The 21,060-nt window shown below is 60.4% G+C and carries 17 protein-coding genes; 8 read left to right on the forward strand and 9 right to left on the reverse strand.

What is annotated here, in order from left to right:
• Positions 1-43: 43 nt before the first annotated feature.
• Positions 44-583: a cytochrome b gene (locus tag OEG84_RS01185; protein WP_267652041.1), complete on the reverse strand. Its 540-nt coding sequence runs from the start codon at positions 581-583 to the stop codon at positions 44-46.
• 270 nt (positions 584-853) lie between these two features.
• Between OEG84_RS01185 and OEG84_RS01190 the strand changes: the two genes are divergently transcribed.
• Complete coding sequence (locus OEG84_RS01190) at positions 854-1,309, forward strand: MarR family winged helix-turn-helix transcriptional regulator (protein ID WP_267652042.1); 456 nt, start codon at positions 854-856, stop codon at positions 1,307-1,309.
• A 29-nt stretch (positions 1,310-1,338) separates the two neighbouring features.
• On the opposite strand, the gene OEG84_RS01195 is transcribed toward OEG84_RS01190, so the two are convergent.
• A complete protein-coding gene (locus OEG84_RS01195) occupies positions 1,339-3,717 on the reverse strand; it encodes a PAS domain-containing sensor histidine kinase (RefSeq protein WP_267652043.1) in 2,379 nt (792 codons plus the stop codon).
• A 288-nt stretch (positions 3,718-4,005) separates the two neighbouring features.
• Positions 4,006-6,648 (reverse strand): aminopeptidase N, encoded by a 2,643-nt coding sequence (pepN, locus tag OEG84_RS01200; RefSeq protein ID WP_267652044.1) that lies wholly within the window; start codon positions 6,646-6,648, stop codon positions 4,006-4,008.
• A 286-nt stretch (positions 6,649-6,934) separates the two neighbouring features.
• On the opposite strand from pepN, the gene OEG84_RS01205 reads away from it, so the two are divergent.
• The 3 genes from OEG84_RS01205 (at position 6,935) to OEG84_RS01215 (ending at position 11,059) form a co-directional block, all read left to right on the forward strand.
• Positions 6,935-9,232 (forward strand): xanthine dehydrogenase family protein molybdopterin-binding subunit, encoded by a 2,298-nt coding sequence (locus OEG84_RS01205; RefSeq protein WP_267652045.1) that lies wholly within the window; start codon positions 6,935-6,937, stop codon positions 9,230-9,232.
• A gap of 285 nt (positions 9,233-9,517) precedes the next feature.
• On the forward strand, positions 9,518-10,429 hold the full coding sequence (locus OEG84_RS01210) for a DMT family transporter (protein WP_267656045.1): 912 nt from the start codon (positions 9,518-9,520) through the stop codon (positions 10,427-10,429).
• A gap of 216 nt (positions 10,430-10,645) precedes the next feature.
• Positions 10,646-11,059, forward strand: a complete 414-nt coding sequence (locus OEG84_RS01215; protein ID WP_267652046.1) for a universal stress protein — start codon at positions 10,646-10,648, stop codon at positions 11,057-11,059.
• A 103-nt stretch (positions 11,060-11,162) separates the two neighbouring features.
• Here OEG84_RS01215 and OEG84_RS01220 read toward each other — a convergent pair whose 3' ends face one another.
• Positions 11,163-12,464, reverse strand: a complete 1,302-nt coding sequence (locus OEG84_RS01220; RefSeq protein ID WP_267652047.1) for an MFS transporter — start codon at positions 12,462-12,464, stop codon at positions 11,163-11,165.
• Between the two features lie 181 nt (positions 12,465-12,645).
• Positions 12,646-13,554, reverse strand: coding sequence for a uracil-DNA glycosylase (locus tag OEG84_RS01225; RefSeq protein ID WP_267652048.1), 909 nt, complete (start codon positions 13,552-13,554; stop codon positions 12,646-12,648).
• A gap of 119 nt (positions 13,555-13,673) precedes the next feature.
• Here OEG84_RS01225 and OEG84_RS01230 point away from each other — a divergent pair, with 119 nt between their 5' ends.
• Positions 13,674-14,003 (forward strand): ArsR/SmtB family transcription factor, encoded by a 330-nt coding sequence (locus OEG84_RS01230; RefSeq protein ID WP_267652049.1) that lies wholly within the window; start codon positions 13,674-13,676, stop codon positions 14,001-14,003.
• Positions 13,997-15,268: a hypothetical protein gene (locus tag OEG84_RS01235; RefSeq protein ID WP_267652050.1), complete on the forward strand. Its 1,272-nt coding sequence runs from the start codon at positions 13,997-13,999 to the stop codon at positions 15,266-15,268. Before OEG84_RS01230 ends, OEG84_RS01235 begins: the two co-directional genes overlap by 7 nt.
• Before the next feature lie 77 nt (positions 15,269-15,345).
• Here the strand turns inward: OEG84_RS01235 and rplI are convergent, their stop codons facing one another.
• The 4 genes from rplI to rpsF form a co-directional block, all read right to left on the reverse strand.
• A complete protein-coding gene (rplI, locus tag OEG84_RS01240) occupies positions 15,346-15,966 on the reverse strand; it encodes a 50S ribosomal protein L9 (protein WP_267652051.1) in 621 nt (206 codons plus the stop codon).
• A 32-nt stretch (positions 15,967-15,998) separates the two neighbouring features.
• Positions 15,999-16,967: a DUF2232 domain-containing protein gene (locus OEG84_RS01245; protein ID WP_267652052.1), complete on the reverse strand. Its 969-nt coding sequence runs from the start codon at positions 16,965-16,967 to the stop codon at positions 15,999-16,001.
• 148 nt (positions 16,968-17,115) lie between these two features.
• Positions 17,116-17,364: a 30S ribosomal protein S18 gene (gene rpsR, locus OEG84_RS01250; RefSeq protein ID WP_267652053.1), complete on the reverse strand. Its 249-nt coding sequence runs from the start codon at positions 17,362-17,364 to the stop codon at positions 17,116-17,118.
• An 11-nt stretch (positions 17,365-17,375) separates the two neighbouring features.
• A complete protein-coding gene (gene rpsF, locus OEG84_RS01255; RefSeq protein ID WP_267652054.1) occupies positions 17,376-17,795 on the reverse strand; it encodes a 30S ribosomal protein S6 in 420 nt (139 codons plus the stop codon).
• Between the two features lie 578 nt (positions 17,796-18,373).
• Here rpsF and OEG84_RS01260 point away from each other — a divergent pair.
• Together OEG84_RS01260 and OEG84_RS01265 are read left to right on the forward strand one after the other, a co-directional pair.
• The gene (locus tag OEG84_RS01260) at positions 18,374-18,862 is read left to right on the forward strand and encodes a putative pterin-binding protein (RefSeq protein ID WP_267652055.1); all 489 of its coding nucleotides are present in this window, start codon (positions 18,374-18,376) and stop codon (positions 18,860-18,862) included.
• 26 nt (positions 18,863-18,888) lie between these two features.
• Entirely contained in the window at positions 18,889-20,871 is a 1,983-nt protein-coding gene (locus tag OEG84_RS01265) for a putative bifunctional diguanylate cyclase/phosphodiesterase (RefSeq protein ID WP_267652056.1), read from the forward strand.
• Positions 20,872-21,060: the final 189 nt, after the last annotated feature.

A 21,060-nucleotide genomic window follows, 5' to 3' on the forward strand; every position in this document is an offset into this window, starting at 1 on the left:
TTTCAAAGCCGGCGCCGGATCCCCTCCGGCGCCGGCTTTGTGTTCAGGACCGACCGAAACCGATCCGCCTGAGGGTGGCATCCTTTTTGATGTAATGGTGGAAGAATGCTGCACCCGCATGGCCGACAAGCAGTGCCAGCAACACCTTGGCGCCAATGCCGTGCGGGATACGTGGCGCAAAATCGGCAAAATCGGGCAGCGGACCGGGCGCGCCGCCAAACAGGATATTGCCGGCTCCCGACAGCACAAACAGGCTGATGCCGCTTGCCGCCATCACCAGGATCAGCAGATAGAGCAGGATGTGGACCGCCTTGGCGAGCCGTTCTTGCCATGCCGGGTCACCGCCGAGCGGGGGTGGGCGAGTATCAATTCGCCACCACCAGAACAGCCTTACCAGCGTCAGCAGCAACACGGTAACCCCCATCGGCGCATGGACGGTCAAAACGCTGGCCTTGATCGCAGGTTCTGTGGCGTTATCAGCCACGGTGCCGGAAACCAGCAGCGCAATAATCAGCAGCGCGGTGAGCCAGTGCAGCCCGGCAGCGACGTTGCCGTAGGCGGTGGGGGAGCTTTTGATGGCCATCGTCATATCCTTTCAGTTGGCGGGCTGCGTCAATCGCAACAGGAGCCTTATGGCGGTGGCCCTTGTCGGCCGTTTCACCTGTGCTGTTGGCGCGCTTGGCGCTCCAGTTTGCGGCCGAGTTGGCGCAAGCCATCTCTGGCAAACAGGCTGCAAAGATCGTCAGCATCTGTTACCTCGTGCACGAATGCCGGGCCCGGGCGGGCGCCTGCATCGCGAACCCGGCTTGCATTTATCGCCGAGAATGAATACACTTTACATGGAAATATTTACATGGCAACTAAAAAACCGCTGGCCCGTCCCCGATCACTGGGGCAAGTCCTGACCTTCGCAACTTCGGCGACGGCAGCGATGTGCCACGAGATGCTGGCCGAGCACGATCTGACGCTAGCGCATTGGGTGATCCTGTCAGCGCTCTGGCGGCAGGATGGCATGCTGATCAGCGAGATCGGTGATTACACCGGCAACAACGCGCCGGCGACTTCGCGCATCATCGACCGAATGGAGGAGCGGGGGCTGGTTGTTCGAAAACCGTCCGTTGACGACAAGCGCGTGGTCCGCGTCCATCTCACGGAACTTGGCCGCAGCCTTGATCATCTCAGCGATTTTCATGACCGGGTGAATGCGCGCTTGCTCAGCGGCATTAGCGACGAAGACGCCGCCCAGCTTTTCGAACTGCTCAAGCGGGTTGATAAAAACGCGCGGTTCGGATCGACCGACACTGACTGAAACTGCTTATGCTCGACTGGTGTCGCTGTTCAGGCCGCGGCGCTTTTATCCTCAGTGGCCTTAATTTCGGTCTCGACGGTCATTGATTGTGGACAATCGATCGGCACTCGTACACTGACAATCGTCCCTACGCCCTCGGTCGAGCGAACTTTCATCGCTCCGCCATGCAGTTCGGCCAGACTGCGCGAGATCGCGAGTCCCAGACCGGAACCGCCGGTGGATTTGGAAAACTGGTTCTGCACCTGTTCGAACGGTTGGCCAATCCGGCGTAGCACACCCTTGGGGATGCCGATGCCCGTATCCTCGATGGTCAGCGTTACAGCGCAGGAGGTCTTGCGGGCGCGCACCAGAATGCGGCCACCCGGTTCGGTGAACTTGACCGCGTTGGACAACAGGTTGAGCAGGATCTGCTTCATGGCCCGGCGGTCGGCGTGCAGCGACAATAGGGGCGAGATTCGTGGCTGCACCTCGATGCCCTTCTTCTCCGCCTGAATCGCCACCAGCCGCATGGTTTCCTCCAGCAGCAGCGCCAGATCGACATCTTCGCGATCGATCTGCATCTGCCCGGCCTCGATCTTGGCCATATCGAGAATGTCGTTGATGACGCTCAACAAGTGAATGCCGGAGCCGTGGATGTCGTCGGCGTATTCGGCGTATTTTTCCGATCCGAGAGGACCGAACATCCGCGCCTGCAGCACTTCGGAGAAGCCGATGATGGCATTCAGCGGGGTTCTCAGCTCATGGCTCATATTGGCCAGGAATTCCGACTTGGCCCGACTGGCGGCCTCGGCGCGTTCGGTCTCGATCTGGTAATCACGGTTGAGTTCGGATAGTTCGGCGGCCTTGCGGTTAAGCTCGGCCTGGGACGAGGTGAGATCGCCGATTGTTGCCATCAGCCGTTTTTCACTGTCGCGCAACCGCTCCTGGTTGCGTTTGAGCGGGGTAATGTCGGTGCCCACCGAAACCTGGCCGCCGTCGCGGGTCTTGCGTTCGTTAATTTGCAGCCAGCGGCCGTCGGCAAGCTGTACTTCGAAGCTCTGCGCGCCGCCCTGGGCGCAGGGCACTGCCAGCCGTCGTGCCACCACTGGTCGGGTCGCGGCACTTTCCACCACCGTGCGCGGCGTGCCGGGCGCGAGGATGTCGTCTGGCAGGCCGTGGATTTCCTGATAGTGCTTGTTCCACAACACCAGCCGGTCGCTGCTGTCCCACAACACAAAGGCTTCAGAGGTGCTTTCGATCGCATCGAACAGCCGCTGATCGGCCTCTGCGGAGTGCTGCTGCAACCGATGCTGCTCGGTCACGTCCATGGCAATGCCGATCAGATGGGTCTGTCCCGAGGTCGGGTCCACCACCTGCGCTCTTGTCCGCATCCACACATAGTGCCCGTTGGCGTGGCGCATGCGGAACAGGTGATCGACCTGCTTGAGATCGCCGCTGGCCACTTTCTGCGCGACTTCGTAAAGATCGCCGTCGTCGGGGTGGATCAGCTGAGAGGCTTCGCCGAACGAGATCACGCTGTCGCGTGGCGGCAGCCCGAGGATCTCGTACATTGAGCGCGACCAGTAGAGCCGGCCGCGCGCCATGTCCCAGTCCCACAGGCCACAGCGCCCGCGTGACAGCGCCATGTCGACCCGCCGGTGGCTTTCGAGATAGATGTCATCGGCCTCCTGGGCACGCCCGGCCTGGCTGAAATAGGCATAGAGGATGACCAGCAGAATGGAGGAGGTGGCGATGAACAGGGTGACATTGACCGATATCGCCTGCCGCCAGGCCTCGTTCATGTCCGAGATCGGGGTCAGCGACAGCACCGCGCCCACGCCGTCGGGAAGCCGCGTCAAGGCGGCGAGATTCTGGTCGCCGTCAAATTCGATCGCCTGAACGCCGGCGCGATTACCGAACAGCCACAGCGGCGAGGCTTCGGGCATCAGGCTCGACGCTGAGCGGCCGACCAGATGACGCCCGCCGGCAGTGGCGGCGAACACCCGGTTGTGGGCGTCAAGCACCAGCAGGGAACGTCCTTCATTCTCGGAAATCGAATCCAGTGCCCGGTTGAGCCGTGCTTCCGTTTCCCAACGCAATCCTTCGCGCACCGGGGTCAGGTCGACCGACAGCGCCGCGCTCGCTGCCACGGCCGAAAGCGCCGTCAACTGCTCGGCAGCGGTCTGCAGTCGCTCTCGGCCCTCATTGATATTGATGTAGCGCGCTGCGGCCACCACCACCAGAAAGGCGATGATGAGCACGGGAATGAGGCGTTTGAGAAAAGGCTCGGCGCCAATCAGGCGATCATAGGCGGGCTGCGCGAACAGTTTCGCATGCCCCGAAAGCGCTCGTCCCGACGCCCGTTTCGCGTCTGGTTTTTGAGCATGAATCGACCCTTCGGCCGCAGGTGTAGTCTGCGCGTCCGCCATGATTTGTATCTGTCCCCGTTGGGATTCGGACAACCGCATCTCCGAATCTGACCTAATGAATCAAAGGTGATTCGGCTTGTCCAGTCCTAAAAGCAAGGATCTGTTAACGAGTTGATTTAATGGCGAATTTGTTAGAATCGAGTCGCAACTGTTTCGGATCCGGACACCGCTTGCAGCGCCGTTTCGGCAAATCCGCCGCGGCTGAACTCTGGCACGGTCGGCTGCGGCCGCCCCGGGACGGGAGCCAGCCGCAGCTAGGGCAAGGATCGAATGGGCGCCGAGCCAGCTTCAGCCTGGCAACATGCGATCGACAATGTCGCTGACATCGGCTGACAGCGCTCCGGCTTCACGGATCGAGACAAGTGCAAGACGGGCATGTTCCTGCCTGCCGGATTCCAGTGACTGCCACGATCGCAGCGCGGTCAGTAGTCGCGCGGCAAGTTGCGGGTTGCGCTTGTCGATGGCAATCACCTCGCGCGCCAGCAGTCGGTAACCGGCGCCATCGGCACGGTTGAAACCGGTGGGATTGCCCGCCGAGAACGCACCGACGAGGGCGCGCATGCGGTTGGGGTTGGTACGATCAAAGTCCGGTCCGGCGAGCAGGTGCTCGACCCGGTCGTAGCTCTTTGCGCCCGGCGCCATGGCCTGGATCGTGTGCCATTTATCAAGGGCGAGCGGGTTGTCGGCAAAACGCGCTCTGAAGCTTTCCAGAGCTTCCCGGGTTTCTTCCGCGCTGGCAAACTGGTACACCAGCAGCTGCAGCGCCTGTGCCATCATGGTCATGTTGTCGGCTGCATCGAACGCCTTCTTGAGCCTATCCGGCCAGCCTTCGGCGATCGACGCATAGGCCATTGCGGTAGCCGCAAGCGCCCGTTTGCCCGCATCCTCTGCATCCGGGCTGTAGGGGCCCGTTGGCGCGCTGTCAGCCAACGCAGCAAAGGTTTCAAGACCCGCATGCGCGACTTCCTTCATCACCGCCTCGCGGGCCGCATGGATCGCGTCGGGATCGATATTGCCGCCGATTTCACGGGCAATGTCGCTTTCTGACGGCAGTGTCAGCGTCTGGGCGCGGAAGGCTGGCTCCAGGCTTTCGTCTGCTGCCGTGGCGATCAGGATTTCAGCAAGCTCGGCGACAGACGGCAGTTTGCGGTCGTCGCGGCTAAGCCGTGCTGCGCTGATGAGGCTTCGGGTCGCATGGTCGTTGATTGCCTGCCAGCGGGCCACGCCGTCGCTGTCGTGGCGGGCGATATGCGCGAGATCCGCGATGCTTTGCTCCATGGCAATGTTGACCGGGGCGGAAAACCCGCGGTTGATCGACAGCACCGGCCGCTCGGGCACACCGGCAAAACGAAAGGTCTGCTTGCGTTTTGTCAGGTGAAACACGCCGTTCCCGGCCTCGCCACCGTGGGGTTGCCCTTCGAATTCACGGCCATCGGGCAGGATCAGCCCATAGGCCAGCGGAATATGCATCAGTGCCTTGCGTGACTGTCCGGGCGTCGGCGCCAGCGATTGCTCGAGCGTCACGCTGAAGGTCTTGCCGGCTTCGTTCCAGTCGGTCGACACGGTGACCAGCGGTGTGCCGGCCTGGCTGTACCAGAGCGCGAACTGTGTCAGGTCACGGCCGCTGGCGTCTGTGAAACAGGCGAGAAAATCCTCAATCGTCGAGGCGTCGCCATCATGCCGTTCGAAATACAGATCCATACCTTTGCGAAAGTCTTCCGCGCCCAGAATGGTGCGGATCATGCGCACCACTTCAGAGCCTTTTTCATAGACGGTTGCTGTGTAGAAATTGTTGATTTCACGATATTTTTGCGGGCGCACCGGATGCGCGAGCGGCCCTGCATCCTCGGGAAACTGATGCGCCTTGAGCAGCCGGATTTCGGCAATGCGCTTGACCGGTGCCGAGCGTTGATCGGCCGAGAACGTGTGATCGCGATAGACCGTCAGCCCTTCTTTCAGGCAGAGCTGGAACCAGTCGCGGCAGGTGATGCGGTTACCGGTCCAGTTGTGAAAATATTCATGTGCGATAATCGCCTCGATATTGGCGTAATCAGCGTCGGTCGCGGTTTCCGGGTCAGCCAGCACATACTTGTCGTTGAAGACATTCAGGCCCTTGTTCTCCATCGCCCCCATGTTGAAATCCGACACAGCGACGATCTGGAAGATATCGAGATCATACTCCCGGCCATAGACTTCTTCGTCCCATTTCATCGAGCGCTTGAGCGCGTCCATCGCATAGGCAGCACGCGCTTCCTTGCCGTGTTCGACATAGATTTTCAGCGCCACATCGCGGCCGCTCATGGTGGTGAAGCTGTCTTCGATCATGCCGAGATCGCCGCCAACCAGCGCGAAAAGATAGGAAGGTTTGGGGTGCGGATCGAACCACGCGGCGAAATGGCGGCCTTCGTCATAGTCGCCGCCGCCGAGGAAATTGCCATTCGACAACAACAGCTTGGCATCATCTTTGCGGGCAATGACAGTTACGGTGTAGACCGCAAGTACATCCGGCCGGTCATAGAAATAGGTGATGCGGCGAAACCCTTCGGCTTCACATTGCGTGCAATAGACCCCGCTGGAGCGGTATAGCCCCATCAGCGTGGTGTTTGTCTCAGGCGAGATTGTGGTGGAGACGGTGATTTCGAACGGGCCGCTTTCGGGCAGGGCGCGGATGGTCAGGCTGTCGGGTGTTACCGCGTAACCGGCGGGATCGATGTCATTGCCATCAAGCTGCAAACCGTCGAGTGTCAATTCGTCGCCATCGAGCACCAGCGCTGCATCCGCCGCCACGCCTTCGCGGCGATGCAGGATCATCCGCGAGACCACCTTGGTCGCCGCCGGGTCCAATTCGAAGGTAAGATCGATCCGTTCTACAACAAAATCCGTGGGTCTATAGTCACCGAGCTTGAATATCTGTCCCGATTCAGTCCGCATATTATGTGTCCCGCAATATTCAATATTGGGACAGACGCTATCATGGAGGATACTGAGAAGGCGTTAAAATGCCTGGCGCCTTCGGGGGTGAGTGCTTTTTCACCAAAATCGATACAAAATTGCAAATTTGGCGCGTTTTGCCGCCTGATTGGCCCATCGCATCCCCTGTGCCGAAAATGGACGCCAGTTTCTCTTCCCCGCTTGTCTCGACAAATCGTCCGAGCACGATAAGTATACGGACGAGCCGGGCTTGTGCCCGAAAATAGAGCTTTCATCAGGAAATGCCATGAACATCGCCACGCCCAAATTCGGAGTCGGCGCATCTGCGTTGCGCAAGGAAGACCCAAAGCTGATTCGCGGCGAGGGCGCCTTTACCGATGACATCACCGCCGAAGGTGAACTGCGCGGGTTCGTGCTGCGCTCGGCCTATGCGGCGGCGCACTTCAGCTTCAACGATCTCGACGCCGCCCGCTCGGCTGATGGCGTGCATCTGGTGCTGACTGCCCAGGACGTGGCCCATCTCGGCCCGGTGATCTGCCAGACGACACTCAAGCAGCCCGATGGAACCCGCCACGCGCTCAAGCACACGCCGCTTCTGTGCGACGGCGAGGTACGCCACGTCGGCGATGCAGTGGCCTTCATTGTCGCCGACACGCTGGAGCAGGCGCGCGATGCGTCCGAATTGATCGACATTGATTGGAAATTCAGCGATGCTCATGTCGATCTTGCCACAGCACTGGATGAGGGTCGTCCGCTGGTCTGGCCCGATCTGGGCACCAATCAGGCGTTCCTCTACCGGGTCGGCGATGCCGAGGCGACCGAGACGGCTATCGCCAGTGCCGATCATGTGACGACCGTCCATTTCGTTAATAACCGGCTGGTTTCCAACTATATGGAACCGCGCGCCTGTCTCGCCGAATGGGATGATGAGGCCGGAAAATTCACGCTGACGCTCGGCTCGCAGGGCGTTCACGCCATTCGCCGCACGCTCGCCAAGGATGTGTTCGGCATGGACCTCGACGCCTTCCGGGTTGTCACCCGCGATGTTGGCGGCGGCTTTGGCACCAAATCGTTCAATTACCGCGAATACCCGCTGGCGCTGGAAAGCGCGCGCCAGCTCGGCCGCCCGGTCAAATGGGTCTGCGACCGTACCGAGCATTTCCTTTCCGACGCCCATGGCCGTGATCACCTCGTGACCGCCTCGCTGGCGCTCGACAAGTATGCGCGCATCACCGGCCTGAAAATTGATATTCTCGCCAATATGGGTGGCTATCTGAGCCAGTTCGGCCCCTATGTGCCAACTTTTGGCGGCTCGATGGCGACCGGTGTCTACGACATCGCCAATCTCGATTTCAAGCTACGCGGGGTCTACACCCACACCACGCCCGTCGACGCCTATCGCGGCGCCGGGCGCCCCGAAGCGGCGTTCCTGATCGAGCGGCTGATCGATGCCACCGCGCGCGAAATCGGCATGCCGGTGGCTGAGCTGCGCCGGCGCAATTTCATCCGGCCCGAGCAGATGCCCTATATGACCCAGGGCGGGCGCAACTACGATGTCGGCGAATTTGATGGCCACATGACCCGGGCGCTGGAAAAGGCGGGCGCGGCAAGCTTTCCCGAACGGGCCGCCGAGGCTGTTTCGCGCGGCAAGCTGCGCGGCTTTGGCACAGCTGTCTATATCGAGGCATGCGCCTTTGCAGGTTCCGAACCTGCGAGGCTGACGCTCGATGCGGATGGCGGCGTGACCCTTTATATCGGCACCCAGACCAACGGCCAGGGCCATGCCACGGCCTACAGTCAGTTCGTCGCCGACAAGATCGGCATTGATTTCGACAGGATTACCGTGCGTCAGGGCGATACCAACGAACTTGCCAAGGGCGGCGGCACCGGCGGTTCGAGATCGATCCCGCTCGGCGGCGTCTCGGTCAACCGCGCCTCCGAAGTGCTGGCCGACAAGATCAGAAAGCTGGCCGCCGATGAACTCGAAGCCTCAGCCGCCGACATCGAACTTGTCGACGGTTCGGCTCGGATTGTCGGCACCGACCGGGTGCTCAGCTTCGCCGAAATTGCCCTTGCGGCCAAGTCCGACGAAGACCGCACCGGTGAGGCAGACATTGTCCAGGACGAGGCGACCTATCCCAACGGCACCCATATCTGCGAGGTCGAGATCGATCCGGAGACCGGTCATGTGGAGATTGTCGCCTATACCATCGTCGACGATTTCGGCGTGACCGTGAACCCGGTGCTGCTTCTGGGTCAGGTGCATGGCGGCGTCATGCAGGGTATCGGCCAGTGCCTGAGCGAGGGTGTTGTCTATTCCGAGGACGGACAATTGCTGACTGCGAGCTTCATGGACTATGCCATGCCGCGCGCCGACAGCGTGCCGTATTTTGATTTCGAGACCCGCAATGTGCCCTCGACCACCAACGCCATGGGCATCAAGGGGGCGGGCGAGGCCGGCACCATTGGCGCCTGTCCGGCGGTGGCCAACGCGCTGGTCGATGCGCTCGACCGGGCCCGCGGCGTGCGCCACATCGACATGCCGGCGACGCCGCTACGGGTCTGGGAGGCGCTCAACAGCTAGGCCAGCGATTGCCGGCGGACAGCGGTCCATCAGCGAAGTACGTACCGATCATCAGCTATATTGATCGGACGCAGGCACGCGGAGCGGCTATGGTCGGGCGGCCCGGCAATCTGGTTTACTCCGACCCATCCGCCACATTGCCGTTGCGGCGAAATGTACGGTGCGTGTTTCTTCTCACGGCCCGGATAAAAAGGAAATCAGGTGAGCGAAACCAGCCCGATTGAAACCGAGACCAGCGCTGCGCCGGCAACGGCCCTGCCGACCCCGGCACAGAACGTGTCGCCGATGGTAGGAATCGGACTAAAGGTGGTTTCGGTTTGCGTTTTCGTCAGCATGTCGACCTTTATCAAGGCTGGCGGTGAGGGCCTGCCCGCAGGCCAGATCGTGTTCTTCCGCTCGGCCTTCGCCATCGTTCCGATACTGGTCTATCTGGCTCTGCGCGGACAGCTGGATGGTGCGTGGCGCACGGCCAACCCGATGTCGCATGTAATGCGCGGTCTGGTCGGCGTTATGGCGATGGGGTTCGGGTTTTATGGCCTGATGCACCTGCCATTGCCCGACGCGATTGCCATTGGCTACGCCATGCCGCTGATTGCCGTGGTGTTCGCCGCCGTTTTCTTGCGCGAGACAGTGCGCATCTTCCGCTGGTCGGCTGTGGCCGTTGGTCTTGGCGGGGTGATGATCATCTCCTGGCCGCGGCTGAGCCTGTTCAGCGACGGTTTCGGTTCCGGCGAAGCGCTGGGCGCGGTTGCGGTTCTGATTTCCGCCTCCCTCGGCGCCACCGCCATGATCCTGGTGCGCAGGCTGGTGCTGACCGAACGGACACCGACGATCGTGCTCTATTTCTCGCTCACCGCCACGGTTCTGTCGCTGGCGACGATTCCCTTTGGCTGGGTCGTGCCGGACTGGCAGACACTGGTGCTGATGGCGCTGGCCGGATTTTGCGGCGGTCTCGGGCAGATATTGCTGACCCAGAGCTACCGGCATGCGGATGTGTCGACGATTGCGCCGTTTGAATACACCTCGATCATTCTGGGTATCGTCATCGGCTATTTCGTGTTTGGTGACGTGCCGACCTGGACCATGCTGACCGGCACCGCGATTGTCGTCAGCGCCGGCCTGTTTGTCATCCTGCGCGAGCACAAGCTGGGGCTTGAGCGCCGGGCGCAGCGCCGGCTTGTGACCCCGCAGGGGTAGTTAAGCCAGGCATCATGCAATGGCCGCTTTGTGGCGCTTGGCACACGCAAGGTAGATCTGGCCGGAATCTCAGTATTATCTCCTGATATAGGCTAATTGACACTGGTCAAGGCGATGCTTCCCGACATTTGCTCCAATAGGTGCATTGAAACGGCGCGCCATGCTTGCGCCGTCGATCAAGCCCAGTTCTGGGACTGATCCTGAAGGGAGCAAGAGATGTATTCAAAAATCATGGTACCGGTCGATCTCACTCACGCTGTTCAGCTCGAAAAAGCGTTGACCACTGCTGCAGATCTGGCAAAAATCTACAATTCATCGGTGACAATTGTTGGCGTGGTGGGCGCAGAGCCGGGGCCGGTGTCGCATAATCCGAAGGAATTCGCGGCCAAGCTCGATGCCTTTGCCTCCGATCAGTCGGTCAAGCACGGCGTGACATTCGCGGCGTTGGCCATGACCTCGCACGATCCGGCAGTCGATCTCGATATTCGACTCAAGCAGGCGGCGGAAGAACTCGGCGCTGATCTGGTGGTCATGGCCTCGCATGTGCCCGGCTTTCTCGACCATTTCTTCTCGTCTAAGGCCGGCTACTTGGCCTCTCATGTCAATATATCCGTGTTCATCGTCAGATAACCCACTTCAAGACCGTGCAGGCACCGGGTTCTGTGCCTGCTGGGTCGGCTGCGCGGGAAACGGCCCGGTGCCCCGCCATGGATTGCGGCAGGGAGCGGGCTGGTTACAGCGTGCGCGATGTCTCGTCGGCTTCCGTTTCTTCGGGTTCTTCCTCCGGATCGTCGCCATAGGCAGGGTCGGAACGCGGGTCGAGTTCGGCGGTCTGCGGGGTCTGTTCGCGCATTGGCGCCATCATCAGGAAGTCCGAGCGGGTCTCTTCGGAAGGCTGCTCGCGGCGGCTGATGCGCCAGGCGGCATGGCCGCTATAGGTGGCAAAGCAGATCGCCATGGCCGCAAACAGCGCGTACGGGCCAAGCCAGTCCATCGCCAGACCGATGATGATTGGCCCGATCATGGTGGCCACGCCATAAATGATCATCAGGCCGCTCGATACCTCGACGAATTCATCGGCCTCGGCATGGTCATTGGCATGCGCCACGTTGAGCGAATAGATCGGAAACAGCACGGTGCCCAGTACCAGCATCAGGGCGAAGAACATCATCCGGTTTTCGACGCCGAACATCGCGGTCATCCCGCAGGTTACAACACCGACGATGCCGGCAAAAATCATCACCTTGCGACGGTCCATCCGGTCCGATGCACGGCCAAGCGGGTACTGGAAAATCGCGCCGCCGATCATCGCCACCGCCAGCATCGAGGCGCCTTCGGTCGTCGTGAGGCCCAGTTGCGAGGCATAGACCGGCCCGAGGCCATTCCACCCGCTGGCGATCAGACCGGCCAGCAGCGTGCCGATGACGGCCGCCGGCGAGCGCCGGTAGAGAGCCGGCACATCGAATTTTACCTGGGTCAATGGTTGCGGCGACTGTGCGCTCGACAGTGCCGTCGGCATGATCGCCAGCGAGCAGATCAGCGCGCAGACCATGAACAACGTCGGCCCCAGCACGTCGCCGAATGGCACGACATACTGTCCAAGCATGATCGCCGACATGGTCACCATCATGTAGACCGAAAACAGCGCGCCGCGGTTTTCATTGCTGACCTTCTCGTTGAGCCAGCTTTCGATGATCATGTAACCGCCGGCGATGGAGAAGCCAGCCAGCGCCCGGATCAGCACCCAGGCCATCGGATGGACCAGCAGCGAATGCAACAGAAACGACATCGCCATCATCGTCGTCAGCACGCCGAACACGCGCACATGGCCGACGCGCAGCACCAGCCGCGGCGTGATGATGCAGCTTGCGGTGAACGCAATCGCATAGCCGGTGGCAATCAGTGAAATGGCGAAGGTTGACCAGCCTTCTTCCACCGCTCTGATCGGGATCAGATAACCTGACAGTCCTACGGCTGCGAGCATGAAAAACGTTGAAAGCAGCAGCGACGCCACCGATCGTACGGATTGGATCATGGCGGCTATTCCTGCCAACAGAAAGCGGCCTTGCCTTTCTCCTGTGTGTCATCTGGAGAAGACAAGACCTGATTGCACTGGGTTCTTTGGGGATCATGCCATGGCGGATTGCGACGGGAATGCCCGATTGCGACCTAACGAAAATATTTCCGGTGAGGTGGGGAGTTGGTACGGCGGCGGGTCAGCCTGTCGCCAGCGCCTCCAGCCGTTCCTGCAGCGACAGCAGATCAGCCCAGACGAACCGTTTTTGCGCCGGGTTGCGCAACAGATAGGCCGGGTGCAGCGTCGGCAGCGCCGGGATTGGCGCATCACCGGCCAGATAGTCCATCCAGTTGCCACGGATCGACAAAATCCCCTTGTCGGTGCCCAGCAGTGACTTGCTTGCCACATTGCCGAGCATGACGACGATTTTGGGCGCAGCCAGCGCCACATGGCGCTCGATGAAGGGGCGACAGAGTTCGATCTCGTGCGGGGCAGGGGTACGGTTGCCGGGCGGCCGCCAGGGAATCATGTTGGTGATATAGGCACTGTCGCGGTCAAGCCCGATGGCGGCCAGCATGCGGTCGAGCATCTGCCCGGCGCGGCCAACGAACGGCGCGCCCTGCAGGTCCTCATCGCGTCCCGGTGCTTCGCCGATAAACATCACCGGTGCTTCCGGGTTGCCGTCCGCAAACACCAGCGATTTGGCGCTATGGCGCAGATTGCAGCCGGTAAAGCCGTCGAGTGCTGCGCGCAGTTCTGCAATTGAGTTGGCGCCAGCGGCCAGCGCGCGGGCATGCTCGAACGCGGCCGCTCCTGGAACCGTCAACTGCGAGGCTTGCGGGTCCGGGGCAAGCGGTTGCGGGGCGGGTTTGCGGCTTGCGCTCGGCGCAGGCTGTGTTGCCGGGGATGAAGACGTTTGGCCCGGTGTCGTGGTCGCGCCGGCGTTGGGCTGCGGCTGCGGACGGCCGCGGGCCTGATGCGCCTCGGCAGTTTGCACGAACCGGTCGATCGGCGTGTCTTCGCACAGCTCTCCGACGCCGCTGTCGGCGTAGAAGTGCAGAAGTGCGGCCCATCCCGCCGGGTCCATTTCATGTGCCATGCTTGCCATCGCCCGATTCTATCTGATGGGCCATGCAGTGGGAAGGGGCGTAATCGACCCGGTCCACCGTGCTGTGCGTCTTCAGGTTCACGTCGCTTGCATATTCCTACATTCCATGGAATAAAAGAATGACGGACACTCAAGTTGCCGTCAAGGTTCTCTCTGTTCTGGCCCATGAAGGCCGCGTTTTACTGCTTCAAACACTGGTGCAGGCCGGTGAAAAGGGCGCATCTGTCGGCGCATTGGCCGAGGCAATCGGGCAAAACCTCAAAACCGTCTCCGCGCAGTTGCAACTGATGGCCGATGCCGGGCTGGTGCGCGCCCGCCGCGAGGGAAAGCAGATGATCTATTGTGCGCAATACGACACACTTGGCGCGCTGTTTTCCTTCATCATGCATGATTGCTGTGGCGGTCACGAAGACCTGCGCCGCACCGTGCTGCGGGTGTGCAAATGCTGACCCCGGCTTCAAACGCCAATTGCTGCGCGACAACGGCCGTCGCCGAGATCAACCGCTCCTGCCATTGCCTGCCGTTTGATGCTGCCGTCCGTCGGGATCGGGTGTCATCCGGCAGTCACAATCCGCGGCTGCCAGGCCTGCTCGCGGATCGGCCCGGGCTCTATGCCGGCACGGCAGTGTTCCTTGCCCGCGACCACTACCTGCAGATGGCCCAATTGGTGGAGGCAGTTGCCCACAGCACGGAAACCAACTCTTATGAGGTAGCCATTCACGCACGTGATCCAGGTATCGACCTGACGTGCCAGCAGGAAAGCCAGGGCCTGTTGATGGGTTTTGATTTTCATGTCTCGGCCGATGGGCCGCGGCTGATCGAAATCAACACCAATGCCGGCGCGGCCTTCCTCGCCAAGCAATTTGCCGAGCCAGGGTCATCCTGTTTGCCTGTCGGAACAAACCGTCCGGATTTTACCGAGTCCCGGCTCGACGATTTGCTGGTGTCGATGTTCTTGGACGAATGGAACACTCTGCGACGGGGCGAACAACTTGGTACGCTCGCCATTGTCGATGAGAATCCCGAAAACCAGTATCTCTACCCCGATATGCTGCTTGCCGCCGAACTGCTCAATTCGCGTGGTATTCGCACGCTGATTGTCGACCCATCGGCGCTTACCTATCGCGACGGCGCATTGCGCCATGACGGTGAAACCATCGATATGGTCTATAACCGGCTCACCGACTTCAAACTCGAAGCCGACAGCAGCCGGGCGCTGCAACAGGCATATCTGGAGGACGGGGCGGTGATCTCGCCGTCGCCGCGCCACCATGCGCTCTATGCCGACAAGCGCAATCTCGTGCTGCTCGGTGGCGCTGATGGTACGCCTGGAGCGGTGGAGGCCGATCTCCGCGTCATGATTCCGCTGACGCAAACGGTTGGCCTGATCGATCCGGCAGCTGCCTGGAAGGCGCGCAAGTCCAAGTTTTTCAAACCCGCGGGCGGCTTTGGCAGTCGGGCTGCCTATCGTGGAGACAAGCTGACGACGGGTGTCTGGAAGACCATTCTGAACGGGGATTATGTTGCCCAGCAATATGTTGCGCCCGCCGATCGTGGTTTGCTGGTGGATGGGGTTCCGGTGCGGCTCAAATTCGATATCCGGCTCTACGCCTATGCCGGCAAGCCGTTGTTCCCGGTGGCGCGGATGTACTCGGGGCAGACCACGAATTTCCGTACGTCCGGCGGCGGTCTGGCTCCGGTGATCCTGGTTTGATGCCTGCGATCAGGAAATGAAAAACCGCCCGGAACGAGGTCCCGGGCGGTTGATGTGTGCGATCAGATGGCCTGATGTCAGGCGTTGTATTCGTTCTCGCCGGCGCCTTCATTGCCTTCGCCGTCTTCGTCGTCATTGTAGTCCGGATCGTTGGCAGCAGCTTCTTCTGCTTCCGCAACGGCTTCCTCATCAATGCCATAGATGGCATCGGCGGAGGAAAGATCCTCACCCTTGAACTGACGCTCGGCTTCATCAGCGGAACGGGCAACGTTGAAGGTCACTTCGACATTGACTTCGGCATGCAGCGCCAGCGGCACGGTGTGCAGGCCGATGGTTTTTACCGGGTTGTTCATGTCGACCTGGCTACGGCCGATGGTGAAGCCGTTGTCGGCGAGAACGGCGATCACGTCGCGGGCAGCGACTGAACCGTAAAGCTGACCGGTTTCGCCGGCCGAACGGACGACCACGAAGGTCTTGCCGTTGAGCTTTTCGGCGATCTGCTCGGCTTCCGTCTTGCGCTCGAGGTTACGGGCTTCCAGCACCGTGCGCTCGGCTTCAAAACGGGTCTTGTTGGCGGCGTTGGCGCGCAGCGCCTTGCCCTGCGGCAGCAGGAAGTTGCGTGCGTAGCCGTCGCGAACCTTTACAGTGTCGCCCATCTGGCCGAGCTTGGCGATGCGTTCAAGAAGAATGACGTCCATTGTGGTGTCCTTTCAAGGAGTTGTTCAGGGTGTCAGGGGTTGGAATCGGGGCCGGGACCGGGGCCGCCGGTCACCGTCAGTGTGCGGGCAGTGTCGAACAGCCCGAGAAACAGAAAGAAGCCGAGCGGCAGCGTGAACACCACCGTCGAAAGATAGGCCATCCACAACAGCAGGCCACGCGCCGGCTTGCCGCGTGTACGCTTGTGAGCGATGGCGAAACCGGCTGCCACGAAGCCGATGCCGAAAGCCCCGATAATGGTCCAGCCGACCAGGGCGGCAACACCGGGCACAAAACTCAGCACAACGCCGGCGCCAAGTCCGACTGCGCCCATGGACGGCATCCGCAACTGTGTAGGAAGATCGTCCTTCGGTCGCCGTGAACGACCCGACAGGCGCACGATTGCAGAGGCGACATACCAGCCGGCGAGCAGGATCAGCACCCAGATCGCCGCCTGGATGGCGGGGAGGGCAAACAGGAAGAACCGTTTCATCTCGGCAATGCCGGTTGCGGTAGGCTGGTATTCGGCGTTGTTCAACTTCAGTGCTTCGACAAACATGTCGACCAGTTCGCCGATGAAATCCTCGCCATAACCCATCGCCAGGCCGACAGCGAACAGGCCTGTGCAGACCACGGACGAAATGCTCAAGAGGATGTCTGACAGCGGATACCAGGCGACCGCGCCCTCGGGCCCGCCAAGTTCCTCGGCCGGTCGGCCGAGATTGGACAGATGTGCGATCCAGGCGGCTGGCGCCAACGTCGTGACGGCGGTCACCAGCGCAGCCTCCGGCGTGGTGGCAAGGCCGACAATGGCCATCGCCGTAGCAACCGCGACAATCGAGGCGAGGTTGGACCAGCCCAGTCCGGCAATCAGGATCGGCAGCGCTGCAGTGGCGAACATCAGAAAGGAAAGACCGGAAGTGTAGCCGGCGCTGACAAGCAGAAGCGCGGCGGATACGCCGGCGAGCAGGCCCACAAGGAGCGATGTGCTTTGCTGTGTCATAAGTCGCTGTCCTGCGTTCAAGCAGTTAGAGGTCAGTCGCGACCGATTTCGCGCCTCAACCCCAACCCGGGAGAGTGTTGACCCAGACCCCGCGCCCGTTCGCGGGAAGGGAACGGAACCCTGCGTTAGGCAGGGTTCCGAAAAGGTCCTACTTCAGCACGTAAGGCAGCAGGCCGAGGAAACGTGCACGCTTGATCGCCCGGGCGAGTTCGCGCTGCTTCTTCTGGCTCACGGCAGTGATGCGTGAAGGAACAATCTTGCCGCGCTCGGAAATGTAGCGCTGCAGCAGACGTACGTCCTTGTAATCGATCCGCGGTGCATTGGCGCCCGAGAACGGGCAGGTCTTGCGACGGCGGTGGAACGGACGGCGTGTCGGGATCTGGTTGATGTCGACCATTGTCTGTTCTCCTATTCGCGGTCTTCGCGCGGACGGCGCGGGCCACGATCGCCGCGGTCACCGCGATCGCCTCGGTCACGGTCGCCGCCACGCGGGCGGTCGTCACGTTCGCGCTTCTGAAGCATGGCCGACGGGCCTTCTTCATGAGCAGCAACCGAGACGGTCATGAAGCGAAGAATGTCTTCGTTGAAGCGCATCTGACGCTCCATTTCCTTCACGGCATCCGACGGTGCGTCGATGTCCATCAGCGCGTAATGCGCCTTGCGGTTCTTGTTGATACGGTAAGTAAGGGACTTCAGCCCCCAGTGTTCAATACGCCCGACTTTGCCGCCGTTTGCCTCGATCACACCCTTGTACTGGTCCACAAGGGCTTCGACCTGCTGGCTGGAAACATCCTGTCGGGCAAGGAGTACATGTTCATATAGAGCCATGATTGACTTGCCTTTCTTGCATTTTACATCACCCGGGTCCGGCGCTAAGCCCCAGCGACTTGTCCTGTCGGCGGTAAGCCGGGCAAGAAAGACGTGGTATCGAGACGGTCGTGAGCGGAGACACGGGAGGCCGGAGCGCTTTTGCCCCTAGGACCCTTTGACAAGGATCGCACCCTCCGTTCAGCCACCAGCCAGATGACCGGGTGTTCGAACAAGGGGGCTTATACGCGGTTTTTGCTGCATTGCAAGACCAAAGCCCCCAGTCGGGACAAAGGCGGGCCACAAACCGAATTGTCGGGCCGGCCGTCATGATATCTGCCCCTGCCTCTGCAAGGCGGGGGTAAAAGCGTGTTGTTTCCTGCTCCACCATAGCAGGCAGGCGTCGGGGTTTTCAGATAAATACAAACCTACATAGTTTTCAGTCTGCATTTTTACCCTGAATTCGTACGGGTAACTACTATATGGCCAGCTTAACCCCGGATTCATTGGAAGCTGAACAGTATGCATTCAAAATCTTGCGCTGGAATTGCCGTCCGGCGGCGAAATTGGTCTGATTGTTGAAACAGAAGGAAACGCTTATGTCTTTATTCCTGAAGGCCCTGCTTGTCGGCGCGACACTCATGCTTGGTGGCATCTCTGCCCAGGCCGCAGATTCTGACAAGGTGGTGCTGACTGTCTCCGGAAAAGTGACCAACGGCGAAGCGGTGGACTTTACGGTCGCCGAACTCGAAGCGCTTGGCACGTCGACCATCACCACCACTTCGCCCTGGGAAACTGATCCAGTTACTTTTGAAGGCGTGCCAATTGCGGCGTTGCTGCTGGCCGTGGGAGCGACCGGTGACGCTGCGGCCGTTGTGGCACTCAACAAATACCGCACCGAGATACCTGTCTCTGATTTCACCGATCATGGCGTCATCCTTGCAAGCAAGAAAAATGGTGAGCGTATGCCGATCAGCGACAAGGGGCCGCTGTTAGTCGTCTATCCCTTCGACGACAAGCCCGAATTGAACACGGAAATCTATCATTCGCGGTCTGCCTGGCAGGTTCGCGGCATCATCATCGAATAGTTCGAGTTCAAAAGACCATCCCATTCATGCGGCTTCCCAAAACCACATTCAACCTGATCGCGATTGTCAGCCTTGTCGCCCTCGGCGCCATTGGCTGGATTCATGCAGGTCTCGTGGCCGAATCCGAGGAGTCCGTCGCCCGCTCAGCCCGCTATGACGTGACATGGACGGGTTCGGCGGGGCGGATGGAAATTCTGGAACTGCAAAAGTGGGTGTCCGACTATATCGCTAGCGGCAGTGCGGATGACGCTGCCCAGGTAGAGCTGTACAGCCAGATCGTCGAAGGTCGGTTGAACAACTGGAACGCGGGCAAATTTGGTGAGTATATCGATCAATCGCCCGAACGCCGCGCCACGTTCAACCAGATCCGGGCTGAATTTGGCGAAGCGGTCACAGAATTTGCCAATCTTGACGACCCGCAGGTTCAACAACGCATCGTCAGAAAACTCGCGAAGATCGCTCCGGTCATCCATCGTATTGGCGCTGACGCTCACACCAACACAATGATGGTCAATGGCGCAATTCGCACGCAACTGGCCGAAGAGCAACGTGTGCAGAAATACCTGTCCTTCGGACTGATTGGTGTCGGCGCATTGCTATTGCTGGTGATGATGTATCAGAACAGATCGCTCGAACGCGCCCATCGCGCGGCCCGCGAAGCTGCGACGGAATTCTCTGATCTTGCCCACCATGATGGCCTGACCGGTCTTCCCAACCGGCTCGCCTTCAAGCGCGACTTTGACGCAGCCATGGCCGCCAACGATGGCGAAAGCAATATGCTGGCGGTGTTTGCCGTCGACCTCGACGGCTTCAAGGCAGTCAATGATCTGCTCGGCCACGCCGCCGGCGATGAATTGCTGGTCACGGTTGCCAAGCGTCTCAGGCGGCTGGTCGCCGAGGCGGGTTTGGGCAATATCGTTTCCCGCTTTGGTGGAGATGAGTTCGTCGTGCTGTTGCAGGGCGAGGCTGCCTTTGATCGACATGAAGCCATTGCCGCAGAAATGCTGACTGAACTGAGCCAGCCCTACCTCATTCAGAACAGCACGGTAGCGATCGGCGCCACGATCGGTTTGGCGCTGCTTGACCGGGTCAGGGATTCGGCCTCCAATCCCTTGCTGGACGCTGATCTGGCGCTCAGCAATGCCAAGGCACTTGGCAAGGGGATTGTGGTAACCTTCGATCCCTCCATGCGTAAGGATTTCGAAAGGCGTGGCCGCCTCGAAACCAATCTCAAACATGCACTCACCAATGGTGATATCTTCCCGTTTTACCAGCCGCAGATGGACATCAGGAACGGGCAACTGGTTGGCTTCGAGGCCCTGGCGCGCTGGAAGCATTCTGAACTGGGCTGGATCGGGCCGAACGAATTCATCCCGATCGCCGAAACATCGTCGCAGATTGTCGAACTGGGACGTTGTATTCTGACCACAGCATGCGTCGATGCGATGGCGTTTCCCGACAACATCAGGGTATCGGTCAATCTTTCGGTTGGCCAGATGTTGCGTGACGATGTCATCGGCATGGTGACCGGCATCCTCGCCAGCACCGGTTTCCCGGCGCACCGACTGACGCTGGAAGTGACAGAATCGGTGATGATGTCAGAGCCGGAACTGGCCACCCGCATTCTCAACGGTCTCAAGGATCTCGGCATCTCGATTGCGCTGGATGATTTTGGAACCGGCTATTCGGCGCTGTCCTATCTCAGGCAGTTTGACTGGGACGAACTGAAGATCGACAAGTCCTTCGTGGACGATCTTGGCGACGATCCGCGGGCGTTGTCGATTGTCGAATCGGTGGTTGATCTGGCCACGGAACTTGGCATGAAGGTCGTGGCTGAAGGGGTCGAGACCGGCGCTCAGCACGAGATCCTGCGCAAAAGCGGCTGCCACATTGCACAAGGCTATCTGCTTGGTCGCCCGCAGCCGATTGATCAGGTCCATCTGACCTTGCTCAAGTCCCTGGCCGAGAATGGGACTGACGTCGAAGCGAAAACCGCGGCCCGCAGCTAAGGCCGGGCCGCTGCCGGAGATGCCGATACCATCGCTAAAATTGGAGCCGCTCTCGCTGACAGGGCCGCGAACGCTGAGCCGCCTGCGCACCGCAATCGCCGAAGTCGCTGGTGCATGGTTGTGATGTCGCTCCGGTGTCTTGCCAGAATCAGGTTTCGCGCAGACTGTACCGCCAGCAGAGATTTTCAG

It is taken from the genome of Hoeflea algicola (assembly GCF_026619415.1).
GTDB classification, from domain to species: Bacteria; Pseudomonadota; Alphaproteobacteria; order Rhizobiales; family Rhizobiaceae; genus Hoeflea; species Hoeflea algicola.

Excerpts from the sequence above, each read along its gene's own strand:
- OEG84_RS01185 (WP_267652041.1), bottom strand. The coding sequence starts at position 583 with ATGGCCATCAAAAGCTCCCCCACCGCCTACGGCAACGTCGCTGCCGGG.
- OEG84_RS01190 (WP_267652042.1), top strand. The coding sequence starts at position 854 with ATGGCAACTAAAAAACCGCTGGCCCGTCCCCGATCACTGGGGCAAGTC.
- OEG84_RS01195 (WP_267652043.1), bottom strand. The coding sequence starts at position 3,717 with ATGGCGGACGCGCAGACTACACCTGCGGCCGAAGGGTCGATTCATGCT.
- pepN (WP_267652044.1), bottom strand. The coding sequence starts at position 6,648 with ATGCGGACTGAATCGGGACAGATATTCAAGCTCGGTGACTATAGACCC.
- OEG84_RS01205 (WP_267652045.1), top strand. The coding sequence starts at position 6,935 with ATGAACATCGCCACGCCCAAATTCGGAGTCGGCGCATCTGCGTTGCGC.
- OEG84_RS01210 (WP_267656045.1), top strand. The coding sequence starts at position 9,518 with ATGGTAGGAATCGGACTAAAGGTGGTTTCGGTTTGCGTTTTCGTCAGC.
- OEG84_RS01215 (WP_267652046.1), top strand. The coding sequence starts at position 10,646 with ATGTATTCAAAAATCATGGTACCGGTCGATCTCACTCACGCTGTTCAG.
- OEG84_RS01220 (WP_267652047.1), bottom strand. The coding sequence starts at position 12,464 with ATGATCCAATCCGTACGATCGGTGGCGTCGCTGCTGCTTTCAACGTTT.
- OEG84_RS01225 (WP_267652048.1), bottom strand. The coding sequence starts at position 13,554 with ATGGCAAGCATGGCACATGAAATGGACCCGGCGGGATGGGCCGCACTT.
- OEG84_RS01230 (WP_267652049.1), top strand. The coding sequence starts at position 13,674 with ATGACGGACACTCAAGTTGCCGTCAAGGTTCTCTCTGTTCTGGCCCAT.
- OEG84_RS01235 (WP_267652050.1), top strand. The coding sequence starts at position 13,997 with ATGCTGACCCCGGCTTCAAACGCCAATTGCTGCGCGACAACGGCCGTC.
- rplI (WP_267652051.1), bottom strand. The coding sequence starts at position 15,966 with ATGGACGTCATTCTTCTTGAACGCATCGCCAAGCTCGGCCAGATGGGC.
- OEG84_RS01245 (WP_267652052.1), bottom strand. The coding sequence starts at position 16,967 with ATGACACAGCAAAGCACATCGCTCCTTGTGGGCCTGCTCGCCGGCGTA.
- rpsR (WP_267652053.1), bottom strand. The coding sequence starts at position 17,364 with ATGGTCGACATCAACCAGATCCCGACACGCCGTCCGTTCCACCGCCGT.
- rpsF (WP_267652054.1), bottom strand. The coding sequence starts at position 17,795 with ATGGCTCTATATGAACATGTACTCCTTGCCCGACAGGATGTTTCCAGC.
- OEG84_RS01260 (WP_267652055.1), top strand. The coding sequence starts at position 18,374 with ATGTCTTTATTCCTGAAGGCCCTGCTTGTCGGCGCGACACTCATGCTT.
- OEG84_RS01265 (WP_267652056.1), top strand. The coding sequence starts at position 18,889 with ATGCGGCTTCCCAAAACCACATTCAACCTGATCGCGATTGTCAGCCTT.